This is a genomic window from Brevundimonas sp., assembly GCF_032107865.1.
GTDB lineage: Bacteria > Pseudomonadota > Alphaproteobacteria > Caulobacterales > Caulobacteraceae > Brevundimonas.
Genome location: NZ_DAMCNG010000331.1, coordinates 1 through 1,949, shown reverse-complemented (window position 1 = coordinate 1,949; position 1,949 = coordinate 1). Strand labels below are relative to the sequence as shown.

Annotated in this window: 2 protein-coding genes and 1 tRNA gene; 2 read left to right on the top strand and 1 reads right to left on the bottom strand. The window is 66.9% G+C overall.

What is annotated here, in order from left to right:
- On the bottom strand, positions 1–657 hold a 657-nt coding region (locus tag RT567_RS16335; protein ID WP_313577254.1), incomplete at its 3' end, for a gamma-glutamyltransferase.
- Between the two features lie 152 nt (positions 658–809).
- Between RT567_RS16335 and RT567_RS16330 the strand changes: the two genes are divergently transcribed.
- Both RT567_RS16330 and RT567_RS16325 read left to right on the top strand, forming a co-directional pair.
- Positions 810–886 (top strand) — tRNA-Arg (locus RT567_RS16330).
- A 254-nt stretch (positions 887–1,140) separates the two neighbouring features.
- The gene (locus tag RT567_RS16325; RefSeq protein ID WP_313577253.1) at positions 1,141–1,896 is read left to right on the top strand and encodes a Crp/Fnr family transcriptional regulator; all 756 of its coding nucleotides are present in this window, start codon (positions 1,141–1,143) and stop codon (positions 1,894–1,896) included.
- Positions 1,897–1,949 lie beyond the last annotated feature (53 nt).

Sequence of the window (1,949 nt, the reverse complement as noted above, 5' to 3'; positions counted from 1 at the left end):
CTCACTCGCCCAGCGGGTTTTCGCCTGCGGCGCAGAGCCGTTGATCATGCCGGCCAGACGCGGGCTGACGACGAAGCCGTCCTGCGCCAGCGCCTCGGCGTCGCCGAACAGCTCGGACCAAGCCAGGGCGCCGTGCTGCTTCTGGGCCAGGGCCAGCATGGGCACCACGCCCGGCGCCCCGGTCGAGCGCCCGCTCAACACCGCATCCCCGAACGCCAGAGGCTTGCCGTTCTCATAGAAGAGTTCCGGCGTGGCGGCGGCCGGCGCAGTCTCGCGCCCGTCATAGACGGTGACGGCGCCGCTTTCGGCTTCATAGAACATCATGAAGGCGCCGCCGCCCAGACCCGAGGACTGCGGCTCGGTCAGGCCCAGCACCGCCTGGATCGCCACCGCCGCGTCCACGGCCGAACCGCCGCGCGCCAGCACCTTCATCCCCGCCTCGACAGCCAAAGGATTGGCCGCCGACACGAACGGCCCCCTAGCGACGGACGCCTGCGCCCCGATCGGCGCTTCAGCCGGAACCGGCGCCGCCTCGGCCTGAATCCCTTCCGCCGTCGTCGCGCAACCCGTCAGCAACAGGGCCGCAAACGCCGTCCCGGCTGTGAGAGAGGAAATCCTGCGCGCAGGACGCAGATGGGGGAAGGAAAAGGCGCGCACTCAAGCACTCCGGGACATTACAGGGAGGCTTTATGCCTAGGCCCGCAGGCCTCCGAGGCCAACCCCGCATTTTCTCAAGATTTTCTGAGAAAACCTGCTTGCCAGCCCGAAGGCGACCCGCTAGATACCCGGCCCTGCCCGCAAGGCAGTGCGCACCCGTAGCTCAGCTGGATAGAGCACCAGACTACGAATCTGGGGGTCAGGAGTTCGAATCTCTTCGGGTGCGCCATCTCTCCTTACATTGTGGTGAGAAGGCAGAACGGTCGTAAGATTCGCCGTCTGCTTAACCTGGCGGGCGACGCACTCTTTGCGCGACCGATGCCTCCACGGCCAAGTTAATATAAAATCAACGTTTCTGCGCCTTGGCAGGAACGACCGTTGCATTGTGGCCGTTTCTTGTCCCGGAGGAACGCCTGAGATGGTGTGGGAGAGGGACGCAAGCCGGACCGCCGGAGGTGGTAGGTCGAACCTGCCCGCAAGGGCATGGTGACGCGCGCGGTCAACGTGCGCCGTTCCGTCTCTGCGCCGGCCGATCTGGCCGCCCTGCGCAACCTCGCCTCCATCACTCGACTGAGCGATGAAGAGCGCGCCCTGGTTCGACGGCTGTGCATGTTTCAGGAGGCGGTGCCCGCAGGCCAGCCCTTCGATCCCGACGGCCGAGCCGCCTCGCCGCGCCTTATCCTGAGCGGATGGGCGTGTCGCCAGCGCATTCTGGCCGACGGCCAGCGCCAGATCTTCGGCTTCCTGCTGCCCGGAGATTCCGTGGGGCTGAGCCTTGATCCGCGCCCGCTGGACGAGACGACTATCATCGCCCTGACGCGGGTCGAATATGTCGACGCCCTGATGCTGCGTGAGATTCTGGCGCTTCAAGACCCGCGCCACGACCGGCTGCGTCGCGCCCTGGCGACATCGCGTCGATACGAGGAAACCTGCCTGCTGAACCATGTGGTGCGGCTGGGCCGGCAATCCGCCCAGGCGCGGCTGGCCCATCTGCTGCTGGAGTTGCGCGACCGACTGCAACGCGCCGGCCTGTGCACCAGCGACCGCCTGCACCTGCCGCTGACCCAGGAGACCCTGGCCGACGCCCTGGGCCTGAGCCTGGTCCATGTCAGCCGCACCCTGGGCCAGATGCGGCGCGGGCGGCTGATCGCCATGCAGAGCGGCTGGGTCACCCTTCTGGACGAGGCCTATCTGCGCGCCGCCAGCGATTATGGCGTCGACGACCACGCCCTTCACTGAAACCAGAACGAAAAGAGAGAGCGAGCGTCATGAGCCCCCACCGACAACCCTCT